The 17352-nt window shown below is 63.0% G+C and carries 16 protein-coding genes and 1 pseudogene; 12 read left to right on the forward strand and 5 right to left on the reverse strand.

What is annotated here, in order from left to right:
- The 9 genes from cobU (at position 1) to OSW16_RS06670 (ending at position 6591) form a co-directional block, all read left to right on the forward strand.
- Positions 1-522, forward strand: a complete 522-nt coding sequence (cobU, locus tag OSW16_RS06630; RefSeq protein WP_267821742.1) for a bifunctional adenosylcobinamide kinase/adenosylcobinamide-phosphate guanylyltransferase — start codon at positions 1-3, stop codon at positions 520-522.
- Complete coding sequence (gene cobT, locus OSW16_RS06635; RefSeq protein ID WP_267821744.1) at positions 519-1574, forward strand: nicotinate-nucleotide--dimethylbenzimidazole phosphoribosyltransferase; 1056 nt, start codon at positions 519-521, stop codon at positions 1572-1574. The genes cobU and cobT overlap by 4 nt, the downstream gene beginning before the upstream one ends.
- On the forward strand, positions 1571-2140 hold the full coding sequence (gene cobC, locus OSW16_RS06640; protein ID WP_267821746.1) for an alpha-ribazole phosphatase family protein: 570 nt from the start codon (positions 1571-1573) through the stop codon (positions 2138-2140). The genes cobT and cobC overlap by 4 nt, the downstream gene beginning before the upstream one ends.
- A 1-nt stretch (position 2141) precedes the next feature.
- Positions 2142-2876 carry an adenosylcobinamide-GDP ribazoletransferase gene (locus OSW16_RS06645; protein WP_267821748.1) on the forward strand — a complete coding sequence of 245 codons (735 nt, stop codon included), beginning with the start codon at positions 2142-2144 and terminating at the stop codon, positions 2874-2876.
- 163 nt (positions 2877-3039) lie between these two features.
- On the forward strand, positions 3040-4161 hold the full coding sequence (locus OSW16_RS06650) for a glycoside hydrolase family 5 protein (protein WP_267823901.1): 1122 nt from the start codon (positions 3040-3042) through the stop codon (positions 4159-4161).
- Positions 4162-4203: 42 nt separating this feature from the next.
- Positions 4204-4608, forward strand: a complete 405-nt coding sequence (locus OSW16_RS06655) for a MarR family winged helix-turn-helix transcriptional regulator (protein WP_241802778.1) — start codon at positions 4204-4206, stop codon at positions 4606-4608.
- 63 nt (positions 4609-4671) lie between these two features.
- Positions 4672-5874, forward strand: a complete 1203-nt coding sequence (locus OSW16_RS06660) for an MFS transporter (protein WP_241802780.1) — start codon at positions 4672-4674, stop codon at positions 5872-5874.
- Positions 5871-5993: a hypothetical protein gene (locus tag OSW16_RS06665; protein WP_267821751.1), complete on the forward strand. Its 123-nt coding sequence runs from the start codon at positions 5871-5873 to the stop codon at positions 5991-5993. The genes OSW16_RS06660 and OSW16_RS06665 overlap by 4 nt, the downstream gene beginning before the upstream one ends.
- A 46-nt stretch (positions 5994-6039) precedes the next feature.
- Entirely contained in the window at positions 6040-6591 is a 552-nt protein-coding gene (locus OSW16_RS06670) for a glutathione peroxidase (protein ID WP_267821753.1), read from the forward strand.
- Between the two features lie 202 nt (positions 6592-6793).
- Here the strand turns inward: OSW16_RS06670 and OSW16_RS06675 are convergent, their stop codons facing one another.
- The 3 genes from OSW16_RS06675 to OSW16_RS06685 form a co-directional block, all read right to left on the reverse strand.
- Positions 6794-8059 carry an OmpP1/FadL family transporter gene (locus OSW16_RS06675; protein WP_267821755.1) on the reverse strand — a complete coding sequence of 422 codons (1266 nt, stop codon included), beginning with the start codon at positions 8057-8059 and terminating at the stop codon, positions 6794-6796.
- Between the two features lie 146 nt (positions 8060-8205).
- Positions 8206-8688, reverse strand: coding sequence for a hypothetical protein (locus OSW16_RS06680; protein ID WP_241802788.1), 483 nt, complete (start codon positions 8686-8688; stop codon positions 8206-8208).
- Between the two features lie 248 nt (positions 8689-8936).
- Complete coding sequence (locus tag OSW16_RS06685) at positions 8937-9158, reverse strand: hypothetical protein (RefSeq protein WP_241802790.1); 222 nt, start codon at positions 9156-9158, stop codon at positions 8937-8939.
- 953 nt (positions 9159-10111) lie between these two features.
- On the opposite strand from OSW16_RS06685, the pseudogene OSW16_RS06690 reads away from it, so the two are divergent.
- Positions 10112-10456 (forward strand): annotated as a pseudogene (locus OSW16_RS06690) (sel1 repeat family protein); the annotation flags it as partial.
- Positions 10457-10625: 169 nt separating this feature from the next.
- The gene (gene rmuC / locus OSW16_RS06695) at positions 10626-11999 is read left to right on the forward strand and encodes a DNA recombination protein RmuC (RefSeq protein WP_241803389.1); all 1374 of its coding nucleotides are present in this window, start codon (positions 10626-10628) and stop codon (positions 11997-11999) included.
- On the opposite strand, the gene OSW16_RS06700 is transcribed toward rmuC, so the two are convergent.
- A complete protein-coding gene (locus OSW16_RS06700) occupies positions 11971-15447 on the reverse strand; it encodes a hybrid sensor histidine kinase/response regulator (protein ID WP_241802791.1) in 3477 nt (1158 codons plus the stop codon). The two genes, rmuC and OSW16_RS06700, sit on opposite strands and share 29 nt — an antisense overlap.
- 144 nt (positions 15448-15591) lie before the next feature.
- A complete protein-coding gene (locus OSW16_RS06705; RefSeq protein ID WP_267821758.1) occupies positions 15592-16329 on the reverse strand; it encodes a GntR family transcriptional regulator in 738 nt (245 codons plus the stop codon).
- 167 nt (positions 16330-16496) lie between these two features.
- On the opposite strand from OSW16_RS06705, the gene OSW16_RS06710 reads away from it, so the two are divergent.
- Complete coding sequence (locus OSW16_RS06710; protein ID WP_267821760.1) at positions 16497-17330, forward strand: amidohydrolase family protein; 834 nt, start codon at positions 16497-16499, stop codon at positions 17328-17330.
- The last annotated feature ends 22 nt before the right edge of the window (positions 17331-17352 follow it).

Raw genomic sequence — 17352 nt, forward strand, 5'->3', positions numbered from 1 at the left:
ATGCGCAACCTGATCCTCGGCGGTGCCCGTTCGGGCAAGAGCCGCCTGGCCGAACAACTGGCAGCCGGTAGCGGCCTGCCGGTGGCCTATATCGCCACCAGCGAACCCCTCGACGGCGAAATGAACGAACGGGTACGCCAGCACCGCCAGCGCCGGCCAAGCGATTGGGCGCTGATCGAAGAGCCGCTCGCCCTGGCTGCCGCGCTGCGCGCCGAAGCGGGCGAAGGGCGCTGCCTGCTGGTGGACTGCCTGACCCTGTGGCTGACCAATCTGTTGATGCTCGACGACGATCAGCGCCTGGCCCGAGAGCGCGATGCACTGCTCGACTGCCTGGAGCAATTGCCCGGCGTGATCATTCTGGTCAGCAATGAAACCGGCCTGGGTGTAGTGCCCATGGGCGAGCTGACCCGGCGCTATGTCGACCAGGCCGGCTGGCTGCACCAGGCCGTCGCCGAACGTTGCCAGCGCGTGGTACTCACCGTCGCTGGCCTGCCCCTGATGCTCAAAGGACCTGCTCTATGAATTCGACCTGGTGGCTTGATGCCTGCCAACCTCTGGACACCGCCGCCATGGATCAGGCCCGCGCCCGTCAGCAGCAGCTGACCAAACCTGCCGGGTCGCTCGGCCAGCTGGAACACCTGGCTGTGCACCTGGCCGGGCTGCAGGGGGTTGAGCGACCGAGCCTGGATCAGGTCGCCATCACCCTCTTTGCCGGTGACCATGGCGTGGTCGAGGAGGGGATTTCGGCCTATCCGCAGGCGGTCACCGGGCAGATGTTGCGCAACTTCGTCGGCGGCGGCGCAGCGATCAGCGTGCTGGCGCGCCAACTGCAGGCAAGGCTGGACGTGGTCGACCTCGGCACCATCGACCCGAACCTGCAATTGCCTGGTGTTCGCCACCTGTGCCTGGGTGCCGGCACCGCCAACTTCGCCCGCCAGCCGGCGATGACCGAGGTGCAACTGCGGGCGGCCCTGCAAGCCGGCCGTGACAGCGCCCTGCGCGCAGCCCAGAACGGCGCGCAGCTGTTCATCGGTGGCGAGATGGGCATTGGCAATACCACGGCTGCTGCAGCGCTGGCCAGCACCCTGCTGGGCTGCCCGGCGCGCGAACTCAGTGGCCCAGGCACTGGCCTGGACAGCGCAGGGGTCCGCCACAAGGCTGAGGTGATAGAGCGCGCTTTGGTGCTGCACGGCCTGCGTGCCGACGACCCGCTGCAGGCGCTGGCCTGTGTGGGTGGTTTTGAGATCGCCGCCCTGGCCGGCGCCTACCTGGCCTGTGCACAGCAGGGCATAGCGGTGTTGGTGGACGGCTTCATCTGCAGCGTCGCCGCGCTGGTAGCCGTGCGCCTGAACCCACACTGCCGGGCCTGGCTGCTGTTTGCCCACCAAGGTGCCGAGCCTGGGCACAAGGCGTTGCTCGAGGCCCTGCAGGCCGAGCCGCTGCTGGCCCTGGGGCTGCGCCTGGGCGAGGGCAGCGGTGCGGCGCTGGCGGTGCCACTGTTGCGCATGGCCTGCGTGCTGCATGGGCAGATGGCGACCTTTGCCGAAGCAGCCGTGGCGGACCGGCCGGCATGATGCTGCACTTGTTGCGCCACGGTGAAACCGAACAGGGTGGCGGTTTGCGTGGCAGCCTGGACGATGCCCTCACCGAACTGGGCTGGGCGCAGATGCGCAGTGCCGTGGAGGATCGCGCCCCTTGGCAAGTAGTGGTCAGCTCACCCTTGCAGCGTTGTGCGCGGTTTGCCGATGAGCTGGGTGAACGGCTGGGTTTGACGGTGCAGCGCGAAGCCGATCTGCAAGAGCTGCACTTCGGTGAGTGGGAAGGGCGCAGCGCCCTGCAGATCATGCAGACGCAAGCGGATGAGCTGGGACGTTTCTGGGCCGATCCTTACAGCTATACGCCGCCCGGCGGTGAGGCCGTCAGTGCGTTCGCCCAGCGGGTGCTGGGGGCTGTCGCCCGCTTGCATCAGCAGCATGCCGGCAAGCAGGTGTTGCTGGTCACCCACGGTGGTGTCATGCGCCTGCTGCTGGCGCGTGCGCGCGGTTTGCCCAAGGAGCAGTTGCTGCAGGTCGAAGTGGGCCACGGCGCGCTTGTACGTCTTAGCCTGGGCGGAGACGGCCAATTGACCGAGGTGCACTGAAATGCTGCCTTTTTGGATTGCCCTGCAGTTTCTCAGCAGCCTGCCGGTACGCTTGCCCGGTATGCCTGAACCGCGTGAGGTGGGGCGCTCGCTGCTGTGCTATCCGCTGGTCGGATTGCTGTTCGGGCTGTTGCTGTGGCTTGCCAGCCATCTGTTGCAAGGCGCGCCGGCACCTTTGCACGCGGCGTTGCTGTTGGCCCTATGGGTATTGCTCAGTGGTGCGCTGCACCTGGACGGCCTGGCAGACAGCGCTGATGCGTGGCTGGGTGGGTTCGGCGATCGCGAGCGCACGCTCAAGATCATGAAGGACCCGCGCAGCGGGCCGATTGCCGTGGTCACCCTGGTGCTGGTGTTGTTGCTGAAGTTCTGTGCGCTGTGGGTGCTTGTCGAGCGGGGTGCGGGTGCACTGCTGGTGCTGGCACCTGTGATTGGGCGGGCAGCGATGCTGGGGCTGTTCCTGGGCACGCCATACGTGCGCCCTGGCGGGCTTGGGCAAGCGCTGGCCGAGCACCTGCCGCGTCGCACGGCGCGCTGGGTGCTGGTGGGCAGTTTGCTGTTCTGCCTGCTGCTGGGAGGCTGGAGTGCGCTGTGGGTGGGCCTGCTGGCGTTCGCGGTGTTCTGCTGGTTACGACAGCTGATGTGCCAGCGCTTGGGCGGGACCACTGGCGATACCGCGGGGGCAGTGCTGGAGTTGCTGGAGCTGGCCGTGGTGCTGGGGCTCGCTTTGGGGATGTAGCTGCACCTGCCAGGTGCAATGCCCGGCAATACATCAGCAAATGCTTCGTGGGTCGGAAAGGGTATCCTCGGTTTTTTCAATTGGCCAAGGAGGCCTCATGTGGCATTGGATCCTTGCCAGCTTGTTCATCTTTGCCCTGCCACCGGCCCTTGCCGCCGACCTCATGGGTTTCTGGAGCACCCCGCGCCACGGCGGTAACAGCTTCAACCGCCTGCCACCCGATCAGGCTTACTTCGACGCTTTGCGCGGTTATGGCGCCACCTGGGTGCGGTTGTCCTATGACAAATGGCAACCTGCGCAGCGCGACTTTCTGTTGGGTAGCGCCGACCATTACCGGGGCTTGGCCGAAACGGACCTCAAAACACTGCGTGAAACACTTGATCGTGCGCATGAGGCTGGCCTGAAGGTCGTGATTGCCCCACTTTCGCTGCCGGGCATGCGCTGGTCGCAAAACAACCAGGGCCAGTTCGATGACCGCCTGTGGCAAGACAAGCAGTACTGGGCCCAGGCGGCCGATTTCTGGCGTGACCTGGCGCGCGAGCTCAAGGGCCACCCGGCCATCGCTGCCTACAACCTGATCAACGAACCTGCACCGGAGCGTGAGGGCGGCCTTGCCGAGCATGCGCCCGAGCGGCACATGCAGCAGTGGTATGCGCGCGAAAAGGGCGGTACACGTGATCTGCCCGGCTTTTACCGGCAACTGCTGCTGGCGATCCGTGAGGTGGATACGCTCATGCCAGTCATGCTCGACGCTGGTTGGTATGCAGCAGCCGATGCTTTGAGCTACTGGCCCGAGCCGCTCAAGGATCAGCGGGTGCTGTACAGCATTCACATGTACGAGCCCTATGCCGCCACCAGCGCGCCAAACATGGCGCGCAAAAAACCGTATGCCTATCCAGGGCCGGTACCCTTTGCCGGGCAAACCTGGCACTGGGATGGCAAACGGGTAGAGCAGTACCTTGAGCAGCCGCTGGCGTGGATGGCGGCCAACAACGTGCCGCGTGAGCGCCTGGTCGTTGGCGAGTTCGGTTGCATGCGCCGCTTGCCGGGCTGCAGGCAGTACCTTGAAGACGTGCTCAGCGTGCTTGATCGCAACCAGTTGCACTGGGCCTTCTACAGCTTCCGTGAGGACAGCTGGGATGGCATGGACTATGAGCTGGGTTCGGCCAAGGTGCCCTGGCGCTATTGGCAAGCCATCGATAACGGGGCACCGGACCCGCTGGCGCGCAGCGCTACCGAAGCATTCGAGCCGATCCGCCGACGTTTGAGCCCGCAGCAGCGCTGAAACTTCTTGCAACATGCCAAACGCGGGTATATACACGTAACCATGTTGACCAGTGAATGCATCTGCACCCACCTGCGTCGTGCCGCCCGTGGGGTGAGCCGGCATTACGACGAAGCCCTCGAAGGTTTCGGCATCAACGTCGCCCAATTTTCCCTATTGCGCCACCTGCAGCGGCTCGACCGGCCGAGTATCACCACCCTGGCTGAAGCCATGGGCCTGGAGCGCAGCACCCTTGGCCGCAACCTGAGGGTGCTGGAAGCCGAAGGCTTGGTAGCTTTGGCTGAGGGGGATGACCAGCGCAACCGTGTCGTGCTGTTGACTGACGCGGGGGCGAGCCGCTTGCAAGCGGCCTACCCAGCATGGGAGCTGGCGCAGCAAGTACTGGTGCAGCGATTGGGTGAGGGGCAGCGCGACCAGTTGGTGCGTTTGCTGGCAGAACTGGCTTGAGCCAATTTGACTTAAAGCGGGTATATACCCGCATAACCTTGTGATGTGCTGGAGATAACGACAATGACTTCGGTTTGGCGAACCAGCGGGTGGGTACTGGTGGGGGCTGCGTTGATCCTGGCATTGTCCCTGGGTGTGCGGCACGGCTTCGGCTTGTTCCTGGCGCCGATGAGCGCAGATTTTGGCTGGGGCCGTGAAGTTTTCGCGTTCGCCATTGCCCTGCAGAACCTGATCTGGGGTTTGGCGCAGCCGTTTGCCGGTGCGTTGGCAGACCGCCTGGGCGCAGCGCGGGTGGTCATCATCGGCGGCATCTTGTATACCGCGGGCCTGCTGCTGATGAGTACGGCCGACTCGGCCTGGTCGCTGTCACTCAGTGCCGGCCTGCTGATTGGTATCGGCCTGTCCGGCACCTCGTTCTCGGTCATTCTTGGCGTGGTTGGCCGGGCGGTGCCGGCTGAGAAGCGCAGCATGGCCATGGGCATTGCCAGCGCGGCAGGCTCGTTCGGCCAGTTTGCCATGCTGCCCGGTACGCTGGGCCTTATCGAATGGCTGGGCTGGTCGGCAGCGCTGCTGGTGCTCGGCCTGCTGGTGGCATTGATCGTGCCCTTTGTCGGGCTGCTGCGTGACCGCCCGTTGCCTGCCCTCGGTGGCGAACAAACGCTGGGCCAGGCGTTGCGTGAAGCCTGCTCGCATTCGGGTTTCTGGCTGCTGGCGCTGGGCTTTTTTGTCTGCGGCTTCCAGGTGGTATTCATTGGCGTGCACTTGCCGGCCTATCTGGTTGACCAGCACCTGGCGGCAACCACCGGTACCACCGTGCTGGCGCTGGTCGGGCTGTTCAACATCGTCGGCACCTACACGGCGGGCTGGTTGGGTGGGCGCATGTCCAAGCCGCGCCTGCTCACGGCGTTGTACCTGTTGCGCGCGGTGGTGATCGTGCTGTTCCTCTGGGCACCCGTGACCCAGTTCAGCGCCTACCTCTTCGGCATTGCCATGGGCTTGCTGTGGCTTTCGACCGTGCCCTTGACCAATGGCACCGTTGCCACGGTATTCGGCGTGCGTAACCTGTCGATGCTGGGCGGCATCGTCTTCCTGTTCCATCAGTTGGGTGCCTTCCTCGGTGGCTGGCTGGGGGGGGTGGTGTATGACCGTACCGGTAATTACGACCTGGTCTGGCAGATCTCCATTCTGCTCAGCCTGCTGGCAGCCGCACTCAACTGGCCGGTGAGTGAACGCCCGGTCGCCCGCCTGCAGGCTCAGGCGGCATGAACCGCTACCTGGCCCGCGCGTTGCTCGCCGTGGGGGCGGCACTGCTGCTGGTGCTGGCGTGGTGGGGCTGGCATCGGGGCGGCATGGCCCTCATGCAACTGGGCGTAGGTGTGTGTTAAGCGCTACCCTGCAAGTTCGAGGGTCGTCTTGCAGAGGAGTGTTTCGATGCGTGCATATGGGTTGATGATGCCGTTGCTGGTCATGTTCGCTGCCGGTTCTGCCTGGGCGGCGGATTGCCCGGCATTGTTGCAGGGCAGCTTGCCGGAGTTGCGTGGCAAGGGTGAGGTCGACCTTTGCCAGCGTTTTGCCGGTAAGCCTCTGGTGGTGATCAACACGGCCAGTTATTGCGGGTTTGCGCCGCAGTTCGAGGGGCTTGAGAGTGTCTACAAGAAATATCACGAGCAAGGCTTGGAGATGCTTGGCGTGCCGTCCAACGATTTCAAGCAGGAAGACGCCGACAGCGAGAAGACCGCCAAGGTCTGTTATGCCAACTATGGCGTGACGTTCACCATGACCAAGACCCAGGCGGTGCGCGGCAAGGATGCGATCCCGCTGTTCGTGGGGCTGGCGGAGCAGAGCAGTGCTCCGAAGTGGAATTTCTACAAGTACGTGATTGATCGCAGGGGCAAGGTGATTGCCAACTTCTCCAGCCTGACCAAACCGGATGATGCTGAGTTCACGGCGGCGATCGAGAAGGCGATTGCATCGCAGCCCTAACCCCGCGCTCTTGTTTTGCCTTTTTCGCTTGGGGTTTGCAGCCCATCGCCGGCAAGCTGGCCCTTACAGGTACAACACAGAACCTAAAGCACTGCGCGGTCCCTGTGAGCGCCGGCGTGCCAGCGATGGGCTGCGTAGCAGCCCTGATATCGCGGACTGACTGGCGTCAGCCACACGGGCTGCTTTTACACAGCCGTGCGGATCAGAAACGGTAGGTGAGGGAGGCACCTACACCGTGAGCGCTGTTCTCGTACTTGGCCTGGTAGCTGCCTTTGGTGGCGCTGACCTGGTTGACCTTGGTGTCCTCTTCCCACAGGTAGGAGTAGGCCACGTCGATGGTCATGTCGTCGTTCGGGCTCCAGCCCGCACCCAGGCTGAACACCTTGCGGTCGCCAGTCGGGATGCGCGGTGAACGGTCGTGGTTGTTGGTTGGCGATTGGTCGACGGTAAAGCCGGTGCGCAGCACCCACTCCTTGTTCACCTTGTAGGACGCGCCAATGGCGTGGGCCCAGGTGTCGTGCCAGTTCTGCTCTTCGCTGATGGTCTCGAACGCCGAACCTGCAAGCGGTGCCGGCACATCGTTCTGCACGGTGATGTCTTTGAGGCGGCTCCAACGGGTCCAGGTGCTGCCCGCGTAGAGGGTCCATTGGTCGTCGAGTTCGTGGGTGACCGAAAGATCCACCGACTCCGGTGTCTTGATCTTGAGGCTGGCGTCGAACTTGTCGCCATTGAAAGGCCCGATCAGCGGGGTGCTCACACGGGTCTTGCCTTCGAGCTTGTAGTCGACCATGGAGTGGTAGGTCAGGCCGACACGAGTACGGTCGGTGGCCTGCACCAGGATACCGATGTTGTAACCGACAGCGGTATCGTCGCCCTTGATCTTCACTTCACCGTCATTGCTGCCCGGCGTGAACGGGTTGATCAGGCTTGAGCCCAACTCGCCCTTGATGCGGTTGATGGTCGGGCCGAAACCGATCGACACCTTATCGTTGAAGGCGTAGCTGACGGTTGGCTGGAAGGTGATGACTTCGACGTGGCTCTTTTTACCCCAATAGCGCGCGGCATCGTCGCTACCGTAGTCGGTGACCAGGCCAAACGGTACATAGACGCCGAAACCGACGCTCCAGTGATCGTCGAGGGGTTTGACGTAGTAGCCCATCGGTACGCCGACCACAGGCACCATGTCACCGTCGGTTTCCCCCCCGAGGTTGCTTCCAGGGCCCGAGATATCGGTTTTGGCAATGACGGCAGCGCCGCCCACGGTGAATTGTTCGCGCTTGAGGCGTGACATGCCTGCCGGGTTGCCAAACACAGTACTGGCATCTTCGGCAGAAGAAGAACGTCCCGCGAAACCTGTCCCCATGCTGCTGATGCTCTGTTCGTTGAGGGCAAAGCCGGCAGCGAACAGATGGCTGGAAGCGAAAGCCACGGCCAAGCCGAGGGAGGTTTTGAGCATTACTTTTTTCATTATTAGAAACTCCTTGGGATCTCCGGGGCGAAAAGCTACCAACAATTCACGCGCCGCGCCATAGCCTGTATCGCAGGAGATAGAGCGGTTTTGTAGGACAATCCGACCAAAATTCCATTTTTTCCGGTAGTGCTGTAGGGCGTTTCCTAAGATGCCTGTGGCAATTTCTGAGTAATACACAGATGCCAGGCCTGCGTGAAGTCGCGCAGACGGCCCTGGGGGTGAAAGATCTGACGCCAGATTCGCGCCTGGCCTAGCAGGTCGTCGACGGCAGGCAGGGGCGTGGCTTGCGCTTCGATGAGCATCCAGGCGATGGCGGTGGAGTAGCGCAGGTTGACTGCAAGCTCCAGGTGCGGGCCACCCAGAAACGCATGTTGGCTCGCCAGGCCGCGGACCAGGCTGGCCAGCTCAGGGTCACGGGCGAGAAAATCGTCCCAGACCGCGCGATGGCGATGCTCGCCGATACGGTAAAGCCCGTGGCCACGGCGATCATGCAGCGCCGACCCGAGTGCCGACTGGCTGGCCGCGATGCCCAGCAAAAGGGCTTCGGCACTGGCACAATGACGATTGAGATAGACCAATGTTGGTCGAATCACATACTGACACAATTCATTCGCCGCAATACCCATGATGCCCTCGAGCAATAAGGGGCCGACGGGCGTGGGAGCTTGGCAGCTGGTGAATGATCAGGCCCGCCGGAAGCGGCAAGGACCGCTCGAGTTGAAGTGTAGTGTGATAATCGTGGTGTAAAGGGCTGTTTTTAAATCGATTGCTGCCTGTCGTTCGGCGCTATATGCCTTGCGGCAATTAGGCCAAGAACGATCAGGTAGCTTACCGTGTGCGTCATTCAGCGACTGAATGCCACGGTATTCGCCGCTCACGCAGTGAGCGACTGGCGCGTCCGGGCAATGACGGCTTGCAGCGGTTCCGAGCGGCTGTACTGTTCGGGGTACAGGCGTTCGGTGTGGCAGGCAACGCCGTGCTCGTCCACCAGGGTGAAGCTGAAGTTGCCCTTGCGTGGGGCGGTGATAAGGCACTTCAACGGCGAGAAGGCCTGGGAGAGGGTGCCAATGGCAGCCTGAATTTGTTGAGTTTGCATATTGTTGGATGTTCCTGCTTTAAACACGGGGATTATGATCCGTGCATGATAGAAACGTTCCAGTGACGCCTTTATTAAGGGACGAACGAACCTGACTGGAACAGGGCAGCCAGAGGGGGCGCAATCATAAGGTGGGCGCTTGGGCTGACTGGTAGGTACTTCAGAGGGCAGGCAGCATGCCGGGGCCAAGGTTCAAGGCCATCGGTATGGAATCCTGATCAATCTGTCACGTGATTCGTGCTGAACAGCGCAAGGCTGGAGAGTGAATCATCGAAAGGGCCGGTCCTGGTTTCAGCAGTGGTGCTCTTGGGGGGAGCAGGCCTGCAAGGACGCTTCTGGCCAGAATTGACTTTCAGCTTGGTACTAACGAGGCGCACCTTACCGCAAGCTCAGAAGCTTTGCAAGCATTGCCACGTTTCTTCGGGTAAGCCGGGCAGTATGGCGCTTCTTTTGCGTTGTGTGAAGAGGGGGCAAATGGCCCATAACCGGCCGGATGTACCAATTTCGTGCATTCAAATGCAGGTTTTCGGTGCACTTGTTCACATTCCGGGCGTGACTTGTAACAGCTCGGCAACACCCCCCATCGACCCTGCCAATGCCTTGACTGATGCCTTAAGTCAATGAAAAAAAACACTATTTTTTACTGGTGAAAAAATCGTCAGTTTGACTGAAAGCCCCGGTTCACGCGGGTTTGCGGGGTGGTTTGGGGGGTTGTCCACCGAGTTATCCACAGGAACTGTGGATTGTCCCGAGCGCTTGCTCTAGGACGGGAGTGCCAGCAAATTACAGAACTGTCCGACAGTTATCAGTCAGCTGCAGATCCGCCGGTCATCTACTTGGGAACGTCAAGAAACGATCATCGAGAATTTTTTCCAGGCGTTGAAAATCGTCGGGCCACGGCAAGAAAAAAAGGGTAGAGTGGCGCGCTTTTCAAATTGCCTTCTCTGTTCGTCATGAAATTTCGCGGTAGATCCTCCACCGAACCCGCTGTTACGCCATCAGCCCCTTCGTCCAGACGTTTTTCCCTGAAAGTGGCCCTTTGGCTGTTGGACAACCCGCGCCTGGGCGAAAAACCTCAGGTCAAGCATCTGGCCGGGCGCCTGCTCAAGCAGCCGGCTCGGGAGGGCGTGGTGGTGGCCCAGAGCCGATTGGGGCAGATGCTTTGCCGCGACTGCGGCAACGCGCGTGACAGGCGTATCGGGCACGAACTGCTGCGCCAGGCGGCGCGCGCCGGTGACCGCCGGGCGCAACTGGAATATGCGCGGCTGTGCCAGGCCAACGCGCCAGAGCAGGCGCAGAAACGGACTGACTGTTAAGCTGCACCTCATTTGCGACAGACTGTTCGGGGTAAGCATGGCAGTGGATCTGACCAGCATCGTGCTGGGCTTGGTGGCAGGCGCCTTGCCTTGCCTGGTGTGGGTCATGCAGGTGCAGCGCCGTCAGGCTGCCGGCCAAGGCGAGCGGGCCTTGCTCGAAGAACGCCTCAATGGGGCCCTGCTGGCCCAGGCAGGCCTGCAAGCACAACTGGATGCCAGCCGTGACGAGGTGAGCGACCTCAGCGAAGCCAACACGCTCAAGCAGGCCCAACTGGCCGCCCAGGGCCGTGAACTCGAGCTGCTGCAGATTGACCGCGACAATGCCCGTGACGCTGCCCACGCCTGGCACCTGGAGCGCGCCAACCGGGAAGCCGAACTGCGTCGCCTGGAGGCCCAGGCAGCGCGCCTGGAAGCGGAGCTGCGTGAGCAGCAGGACAGCCATCAGCAGCGCTTGGAAGACCTGCAGGAAGCCCGCGATACCCTCCGCGCGCAGTTCGCCGACCTGGCCACGAAAATCTTCGACGAACGTGAGCAGCGTTTCGCGCAGACCAGCCAGCAGCACTTGGGCCAGTTGCTTGACCCGCTAAAGGAGCGCATTCAGGCCTTCGAAAAGCGTGTCGAGGAGAGCTACCAACAAGAAGCCCGTGAACGCTTTTCCCTGGGCAAGGAACTGGAGCGCCTGCAGCAACTCAACCTGCGCCTGTCCGACGAAGCCACCAACCTCACCCAGGCGCTCAAGGGCCAGAAAACCCAAGGCAACTGGGGTGAGCTGATTCTCGAGCGCGTGCTCGAGCATGCCGGCCTGGAAAAGGGCCGCGAGTACCAGACCCAGGTCAGCCTCAAGAGCGCCGACGGTGAGCGCTTCCAGCCAGACGTACTGATCATGCTGCCCGGTGACAAGCAGGTGGTGGTCGATGCCAAGGTCAGCCTCACGGCCTACCAGCAGTTTGTCAGCAGCAATGATGAGAGCGCGCTCAAACAGCACGTACAGTCGCTGCGCAGCCACGTCAAAGGGCTGTCGAGCAAGGACTACAGCCGCCTGGACGGCTTGCACAGCCTGGATTTCGTGTTGTTGTTCGTGCCCATCGAGGCCGCGTTTTCGGCAGCCCTGCAGGCCGAGCCGAACCTGTTCCAGGAGGCCTTCGACCGGCAGATCGTGATCGTCAGCCCGACCACCTTGCTCGCCACTCTGCGGGTCATCGACAGCCTGTGGAAGCAAGAACGCCAAGGGCAGAACGCCCGCGAGATCGCCGAACGCGCCGGTTGGCTGTATGACAAGTTCGTGCTGTTCATCCAGGACCTGGACGAGCTGGGCAATCGCCTGCAGCAGGTCGACAAGGCCTATGCCGCTGCGCGCAACAAACTCTGTGAAGGGCGTGGCAACCTGGTCAGCCGCAGCGAGCAGCTCAAGCTGCTCGGCGCCCGTGCCAGCAAAAGCCTGCCGGCCGATTTGCTGGAGCGGGCACTGACGGATGAAACGCTGGCGGACCAGGCGGTTACTGAACCAGGCTCAGATGGCGATTGAGCAGCGCGCGCAAGGCCGCAGGCTTGACCGGCTTGGCCAGGTAATCAAGGCCTGCGGCATGCACCGTGGCCAAGGTTTCCTTGCTGCCGTCGGCGCTGATCACCACCCCAGGCACCGGCTCGCCGAGGCGCGCGCGTAGCCAGCCCATCAGCCCGGTTCCGGTTTCGCCGTCATCCAGGTGATAGTCCACCAGCGCCAGGTGCGGGCGCATGCCCTGCGCCAGCAACGCCTCGCAATCGGCGCGGTTGCGCGCCGTCCATACCTGGCAGCCCCAGCGGCTGAGCAGGCTGTTCATGCCGATCAGAATGCTGTCTTCGTTGTCGATGCACAGCACCTGCAGCCCGGCTAGCGGTTGGCTGGCTTGCTCCACCGGGGCGCTCGGCGCGGCCGCTGCCTGGCGGGCGATCGGTACATTGACGCGGAACACCGTGCCTTTGCCAGGCCAGGAACGCACCTGCAGCGTGTGGCCGAGCACCCGGCACAGGCCATCGGCAATCGCCAGCCCCAGCCCCAGGCCCTTTTCGGCGCGGGTCTGGTGGCTGTCCAGGCGCTTGAACTCCTGGAAGATCACCTGCAGCTTGTCGTCGGCGATGCCCGGGCCGCGGTCCCAGACCTCCAGCCACAGCCGTTCGCCCTGGCGCCGGGCGCCCAGCAGGATCGGGCTCTTGCCATAACGCAGGGCATTGGTCAGGAAGTTCTGCAGCACCCGGCGCAGCAGTTTCATGTCACTGTCGATTCGCAGGCGGCTACCGCGCAGGCGGAACTCCAGCCCCTTTTCGGCGGCCAGGACCTTGAACTCGGCACCCAGCGTATCGAACAGCTCATTCAGGGCAAAAGGCTTGGCGTCTGGGGTGATCTTGCCGTTTTCCAGGCGCGAGATATCCAGCAGGTCGCTGATCAGCTCTTCGGCTGAACGCAGCGAGCTGTCCATGTGCTGCACCAACTGTTGGGCTTCCTCGTTCATGCCCCCGGCCTGCTGCGACAAGGCGGCGGAGAACAAGCGCGCGGCGTTGAGCGGCTGCATCAGGTCATGGCTGACCGCCGCCAGGAAGCGGGTCTTGGACTTGCTGACCGCTTCGGCCTGGCTTTTGGCCTCCGACAGCGCCTGGTTGAGTTGCGACAGCTCGTGGGTGCGTTCGGCCACCCGCTGTTCAAGGCGCTCGTTGGCGTCGCGCAACGCCTGTTCGGCCTCGCGGAACGGGGTGATATCGGTGAAGCTCATGACGAAGCCGCCCCCGGGCATCGGGTTGCCGATCAGTTCGATCACCCGGCCATTGGGGAACAGCCGCTCGGACGAATGCGCGCGGCCTTGGCGCATCCAGTGCAGGCGCCGGGCCACATGCACCTGCGCCTCTCCCGGGCCGCACAGGCCGCGTTCGGCGTTGTAGCGGATGATGTCGGCGATCGGCCGGCCGACGCTGATCAACCCGTCGGGGTAGTTGAACAGCTCCAGGTAGCGGCGGTTCCAGGCCACCAGGTGCAGGTTCTGGTCGACCACACTGATGCCCTGGTTGATGTTCTCGATGGCGCCTTGCAGCAGGGCGCGGTTGAACTGCAGCACTTCGCTGGCTTCATCGGCGATGCGCACCACGTCTTCAAGCTGCATGTCGCGGCCTTCGATGGCCGCCTTGACCACGGCGCGGGTCGAGGAGCTGCCAAGCACCCCGGCGAGCAGGCGCTCGGTGTGTTCGATCCAGTCGCCGTCAGCGTTCTGGTTGGGATTGAAGCCTTTGCCCTGGCGATAAGCAAAGCGGATGAAGCTTTGCCGGGCACGCTCCTCACCGACAAAGCGTGAGGCCAGCGTCAGCAGGTCATCGATCTGCACCGCCAGCAGCGGTTTGCCGTTGGGGCGGGCACTGGTCTGCTGGCCAATGAAACGCCCCGCCTGCCAATGCTCCGACACGCGCGTGCGCGACAGCATCGAGACCCAGGCGAACAACGTGAAGTTGCCCGCCAGTGACAGCACTACCCCCTGTGTGAGCGGCGTGATCGGCAGGCCCAGCGGGTTGCCGTGCAGCCACGCCAGGCCCGGGAACAGCTGCAGCGACCAGCCCAGGCTGTGGGCGGTGATTGGCAGCACCAGGGTGTAGAACCACAGGAAGATACCTGCAGCGAGGCCGGCGAACACGCCACGGCGGTTGGCTTGCTTCCAGTACAGCGCACCGAGCATGGCCGGGGTGAGTTGGGTCACGGCGGCGAAGGCGATCTGGCCGATGGTTGCAAGGCTTGCCGTAGAGCCAAGCAGGCGATAGCTGACATAGGCCAGCAGCAGGATGACCACGATGGTCACCCGGCGCACCGACAGCATCCAGTGGCGGAACACCTCGAAGGGCCGTTCGGCGTTGTTGCGGCGCAACAGCCACGGCAGCAGCATGTCATTGGACACCATGGTCGACAACGCCACGGCCTCGACGATGACCATGCCGGTGGCGGCCGAGGCACCGCCGATGAAGGCCAGCAGAGCCAGGCTCGGGTGCGCTTCGGCCAACGGCAGGCTGATCACGAAGGAGTCGGAAATCACCGTGCCTGGCAGCAGCATTTGCCCAGCCAGGGCAATGGGCACCACGAACAACGCGGCCAAGGCCAGGTACATCGGGAACACCCAGCGCGCCAGGCGCATGTCCTGCGGCTCGATGTTCTCCACCACGGTGACGTGGAACTGCCGGGGCAGGCAGATGATCGCCATCATCGCCACGGCGGTCTGCACCACCATCGAGGGCCAGTTGATCGTCTCCTGCCAGTAGCTGTCCAGCAGCACCGACTGGCGCGCCTGGGTGAACAGGTCGTCAAACCCGTCGTACAGGTTGAACACCACGAACACGCCCACGGCGAGGAAGGCCAGCAGCTTGATCAGGGACTCGAACGCGATGGCCAGGACCATGCCGCGGTGGTGTTCGGTGACGTCGAGGCTGCGCGTGCCAAAGACGATGGCGAACAACGCCAATACCAGCGACACCACCAGCGCGGTGTCCTGCACACGGGTGCCAGTGGCGTCGGCATTCGCGCCGATCAGCAGGTTGACACCGAGCACGATGCCCTTGAGCTGCAAGGCGATGTAGGGCAGCACCCCGACCAGGCAGATCAGCGCCACCACCACGGCCAGGGTCTGCGACTTGCCGTAGCGGGCCGCGATGAAGTCGGCGATCGAGGTGATGTTCTGCTGCTTGCTGATCAGCACCATCTTCTGCAGCACCCAGGGCGCGAAGATCAGCAGCAGGATCGGGCCCAGGTAGATTGGCAGGAAGGCCCACAGCTGCTCGGCCGCCTGGCCGACCGCACCGAAGAAGGTCCAGCTGGTGCAGTACACCGCCAGTGACAGGCTGTACACCCAGGCGCGCAGCCGCGGCGGCAATGGTGTGCTGCGGCGGTCGCCGTAGAAGGCGATGGCGAACATGACGGCCATGTAGGCCAGGGCGACCAGAGCGATCAGCCCGCTGGACAACGACATGAAGACTCCGGAGCAAAAAAAGTAACGCGATCCCGATCAGTCAGTCTGGCACGCAGGCGGGGGTTCGTCAGCGCCGACGATGGTCGCAGTGGCGCGTCGTCGCAGGCGCTGGCACATCGAGCTGCGCCAGTGCCCGCCATCGCCTCAGGAAATATCGATCTGGTAGCGGAAGCCTTCGGCTGCTGCCTGGGACACGCGGTACTCCAGCGGGCTGCGATCGTAACCCAGTGCCGTGCGCTGGATGACCACCACGGGCGCACCTTCCTTGATTGCCAGGTGGCCGGCACTGGCTGCATCGGCTGTACCCACGGTCAGTGTTTCCTTGGCCGAGGCGACGCACTGGCCACAGCTGGACTCGTAGAAGGGGTAGAGCAGGTCGCCGAAGGCCTCAGTGTCAATATCCAGCAGGGCCATGAACCGCTTGGCCGGTAGCCAGATCTGCTCATGGAACAGCGGGCGGCCGTCCACCAGGCGCAGGCGCTCGAGCCAGATGACCTGTTCTGCATCGCCCAGGCCAAGGGCTGCGCTGACTTGCTCCGGCGGCTCGCGCAGCTGCTTGTCCAGTATGCGGCTGATCGGCACCAGCCGCTGGCCGGTCGAATCCACCTGTCGGAAAAACCGCACCAGTGATCCCTCGAAGTCAGGGCGCCGGACGAAGGTGCCGCGGCCCTGGCTGCGCAGCAGCAGGCCTTCATTGACCAAGGTGTCGACCGCCTTGCGCACTGTGCCGATGGCGACACCGTAGAGGCGGGTGAGCTCCGTTTCAGTGGGGATCGTTCCCCCGGGTAGCCATTGCCCGGCGGCGATCCTGGCGAGGATTTCTTCCCGTACTTGCTGATAAAGCGGTAGGCGCGGGTCTTGTCCGAGAATCCCGTTACTCATTGTGCTAAGGGTCCATGGCTGACGAGTTGGCACTACTTTACCACTCGGGGCTTGATTGACAGCGTCGGTCGACTGAAGATATGGTCATATATTCATATATATGACTGCATGTTTGTATAACAACGCAGCGCTCCAGCTGCCAATAACAATCGACCAGGGTTCGCTTCATGACCAACCCCTATCTGCCCGCCATCACCGGCGTCGATACCCATGCCCATATCTTTCGCCAAGACCTGCCGATGGTGCCCAACCGTCGCTACAGCCCAGACTACGATGCGCTGATCGAGCAATACCTCGATCATCTGGATCAGCATGGCCTGTCCCATGGCGTGCTCATCCAGCCCAGTTTCCTGGGCACCGACAACAGCTTCATGGTCCAGGCTCTGCGCCGCTTTCCTGAGCGCTTGCGTGCTGTGGCGGTCGTCGATGCCACGGTCAGCGATCAGCAGCTCGATGCGCTGGGTGACGCCGGCGTAGTGGGCATCCGCCTGAACCTGGTCGGCAAGCACCTGGCAGACTATGCCGGGCCCGAGTGGACCGCCTTGTTCAAACGCTTGGCTGCGCGCGGCTGGCAAGTGGAAATCCAGCGCTGTTTCGATGACTTGGCCTTGATCGTGCCAGCGATCCTCGCCTGCGGCGTAAACGTGGTGGTCGATCATTTTGGCCTGCCTGCCGAGGGGATCGACCCGCAAAAGGACAGCCACCGCACCTTCCTTCACCTGCTCAGCGAACCGAAGGTGTGGCTGAAGCTGTCCGCCGGTTATCGCAGCCAGACCGACCCGGCCAAAGCGCAGGTGCTGCTGGCCCAGATACGGCAGGCAGCGGGTGGCCTGGATCGGTTGCTGTGGGGAAGCGACTGGCCCAACACCCAGTTCGAGCGCCAGACCCACTACGCCGACCAGTATGCCTTCTTCGAAGCGCTGCTCCCCGATGCGGGCGAGCGTGCCCAGGTGCTGAGGCTCAATCCGGCGAAGCTGTTCGGCTTCGACCGTTCGCGCTGATACTTACACAATAACAACAGGA

The organism is Pseudomonas putida, from assembly GCF_026625125.1.
In the GTDB taxonomy this organism is placed as follows: domain Bacteria; phylum Pseudomonadota; class Gammaproteobacteria; order Pseudomonadales; family Pseudomonadaceae; genus Aquipseudomonas; species Aquipseudomonas putida_X.